4 protein-coding genes are annotated in these 3,100 nt (G+C 65.0%); all 4 read left to right on the top strand.

Annotated elements, in window-relative coordinates:
• Positions 1-537: ATP-binding cassette domain-containing protein (locus tag QZT63_RS16905; protein ID WP_290652761.1), on the top strand; the 537-nt coding region annotated here is incomplete at its 5' end.
• A 50-nt stretch (positions 538-587) separates the two neighbouring features.
• Positions 588-1,604 (top strand): tetraacyldisaccharide 4'-kinase, encoded by a 1,017-nt coding sequence (gene lpxK, locus QZT63_RS16900; RefSeq protein WP_290652759.1) that lies wholly within the window; start codon positions 588-590, stop codon positions 1,602-1,604.
• Entirely contained in the window at positions 1,601-2,368 is a 768-nt protein-coding gene (gene kdsB, locus QZT63_RS16895; RefSeq protein ID WP_290652757.1) for a 3-deoxy-manno-octulosonate cytidylyltransferase, read from the top strand. The genes lpxK and kdsB overlap by 4 nt, the downstream gene beginning before the upstream one ends.
• Positions 2,369-2,549: 181 nt before the next feature.
• On the top strand, positions 2,550-3,100 hold a 551-nt coding region (locus tag QZT63_RS16890), incomplete at its 3' end, for a porin family protein (RefSeq protein ID WP_290652756.1).

Here is a 3,100-nt window from a genome sequence, read left to right as displayed (position 1 = left end):
CCCATTCGGGACTATCGCCTGCGGGACCTGCGCCGGAACATGGCGCTGGTCGGCCAGCAGGTGGTGCTGTTCAACGATACCCTGGCCAATAACATCAGTTATGGCCTGATGGATCGGCCCAGCGAGCAGGAAATCCGGGAGGCCGCCCGGGCGGCCAATGCGGAAGAGTTCATTGACAGGCTGCCGGACGGGTTCGATACCGTCATCGGCGAGAACGGCGTCATGCTCTCCGGTGGCCAGCGCCAGCGGGTGGCAATTGCCCGGGCGTTGCTCAAAAACGCCCCCATTCTGATTCTGGACGAAGCGACCTCTGCGCTGGACTCCGAATCGGAGCATCAAATCCAGACCGCGCTGGATCAACTCATGGTCGGTCGCACCACGTTGGTGATCGCCCACCGCCTCTCGACCATTGAAAACGCCGACCGCATCGTGGTTCTGGATCAGGGGCGTGTCGTCGAAGCCGGCACCCACCGTGAGCTGCTGGCCCACGGCGGGCACTATGCCGCGCTTCACCAGATGCAATTCAGGGAGGAGTGAATCGTGCCGGACTGCCTGCCATCAAGCTGCACGTGTCGTCGGAGGTGGGCATGACAGGGTTTCCCGAGTTCTGGCTTCACAACACCTCCCGTTCCCTGCTGCTGCTGCCCGCCTCCTGGGTGTACCGGGTCGCCATGGCGAGCCGGAGGCTGGGGTACCGTTGCGGCATACTGCGGCGGGAGCGCATCGCGGTGCCGGTTCTGGTCATCGGCAATATCTTTGTTGGCGGCACGGGGAAGACGCCGCTGGTGCTGTGGCTGGTGCGGTATCTCCGCTCCATGGGCAGGCGCCCCGGCGTCATCACCCGCGGTTACGGGGGGCAGGCGAAGGAATGGCCACAGGTCGTCAACGCCGACAGCGATCCCTACGAGGTCGGCGATGAGCCAGTGCTGCTCGCGCAGCGGGGCGGGTGCCCGGTGGTGGCGAGCCCCGACCGGGTGCAGGCCGCGCAGGCCCTCGTCGACACCTACGGCTGCGACGTTGTGGTCTCGGACGACGGCCTGCAGCACTATCGGCTCCATCGGGATCTGGAGGTGGTTGTCATCGATGCCGCGCGCGGCCTGGGTAACGGCAATTGCCTGCCGGCGGGGCCCTTACGTGAGCCCAGGAGCCGACTGCGTCAGGTGGACCTGCTGGTGGCGAACGGCGGGCCGTCCTGGCTCACCCCCTATTACTTCACGCTACGCGTGAACCGGGCCGTGTCGGTCACGGACAGTGAGCGCTGGGTGAATCTGAAAGAGTTCGCCGGCGAGCCGGCGCATGCGATTGCCGGCATCGGCAATCCGGACCGTTTCTTCGCCGCACTGGGACGTTTCGGCATCGATGTCATTCGGCATCCGTTCGCAGACCATTACCCGTTCTCCCACAAGGATGTGAACTTTGACGATGGCTTCCCCGTGCTCATGACCGAGAAGGACGCGGTGAAGTGCAAGGCCTGTGCGGGGGATCGCCACTGGGCCGTGCCGGCGGAGACCGTGCTCACGGCGGAAACAGAACGGGCGCTCAAGGCGCGTGTACGAAGCACCCTGGAGCGATTTGCCAAGGCGGAAAAGAAGCAGAAACAATGACATTTCACGTGGTGATTCCGGCACGCTACGCGTCGACGCGTTTTCCGGGCAAGCCGCTGGCGGATCTTCTCGGTTGGCCGATGATCCGGCACGTCGTGGAGCGTGCCCGGGAGAGCGGCGCCGAACGGGTGCTGGTGGCGACCGATGATGACCGAATCGAGGCGGCTTGCCACGGTTTCGGTGCGGAGGTGGTTCGCACCCGCGGCGATCACCGCTCCGGCACCGAGCGCCTGGCTGAAGTAGCCGAGACCCTGGCCCTGGACGATGAGCGTGTAGTGGTCAACCTGCAGGGCGACGAACCGCTGATGCCGCCAGGGTTTATCCGCGAAGTGGCGGCCGGGTTGGATCGGCACCCGCGAACACCCGTTGCCACCCTGGTGACGCCGCTGCAAACAGTCAATGACCTCCACGACCCGAACGTCGTCAAGGTCGTGCGCGCCGCCAGCGGTGATGCGCTGTATTTCAGCCGCGCGCCCATACCCTGGGATCGTGATCACGCCGGTCGTCCCGCTGCCCTGCAGGGCTGGTGGCGCCATCTGGGCATCTACGCCTACCGGGCAGGGTTTCTCAGGCGTTACCCGCTGCTGGAAGCGGCGCCCATCGAGGCGGTGGAATCCCTGGAACAGTTGCGCGTGCTCTGGCACGGTCTGCGCATTCATGCCGTCGAGGTCACCGGTGACGCCGGCCCCGGCGTGGATACGCCCGCCGACCTGGAGCGGGTAGCCGATCGCCTTCGCGAAGCCGGGATAACCCCCGGGTCGTAAGACGCACGCCGGAGGTACCGAGCAATCAGGATGACGTTCGAAAGTGTGACGGAACGCCGCGTACGGGGGAGATGTGCCGTGCACAGTGTGCAACGGCTGGGGGCCCTCGCGTTGACCGATGTGCGCACGCGAGCACGTCAGCGACACGTCACAATTGAACTGGAGCACGGAGGGCTTAACAATGAAGCCAATCACTATCGCGCTGTCTCTGGCGCTGCTGTACCCCGTTGCGGCCACGGCCCAGGAGGGCGTCTACCTCGGGTTTGGCTACGGCCTGGTGAACTACGATATCAGCGCGAGCGACTGGCCGGGGCCCGGCTCCGGCTCGGTGGACGACTCTGACACCGGCTATAAGATTTTCGCGGGCTACCAGCCCAACCGCTTTCTCAGTATCGAAGCGGCCTACGTTGATCTCGGCGAGACGACATTCTCCGATGATGAGCGCTCGGGCAAGGACGAGCCCGCGACACGGAGCCTGTCCCTGGTGGCACGGGTTCCGGTGTTGAATGCGCTCTCCGTACACGGCCGGGTCGGTGCCCACCGCTGGAAGTCCAGCGTCACCTTTGACGACGGCTCGGAGCGCACCCGTGAGACGGACAGTGCCACTGACTTGCTCTACGGTATTGGCGCGACGCTGCATCCAGGGCGGCGCTTTGGTATCGTACTGGAGTGGGAACGGTACACTGAGATCCTGGGGACAGACGTGGATCTCTACTCCGTCTCCGGGCGATT

The organism is Aquisalimonas sp., assembly GCF_007120195.1.
Classification (GTDB): Bacteria; Pseudomonadota; Gammaproteobacteria; order Nitrococcales; family Aquisalimonadaceae; genus Aquisalimonas.
Note: the sequence above shows the minus strand (reverse complement) of the source record. Positions and strands in the feature narration are given on the sequence as shown.

Bases quoted from the DNA above. Each gene is read 5' to 3' on its own strand.
- lpxK (WP_290652759.1), top strand. From the start codon at position 588: ATGACAGGGTTTCCCGAGTTCTGGCTTCACAACACCTCCCGTTCCCTG.
- kdsB (WP_290652757.1), top strand. From the start codon at position 1,601: ATGACATTTCACGTGGTGATTCCGGCACGCTACGCGTCGACGCGTTTT.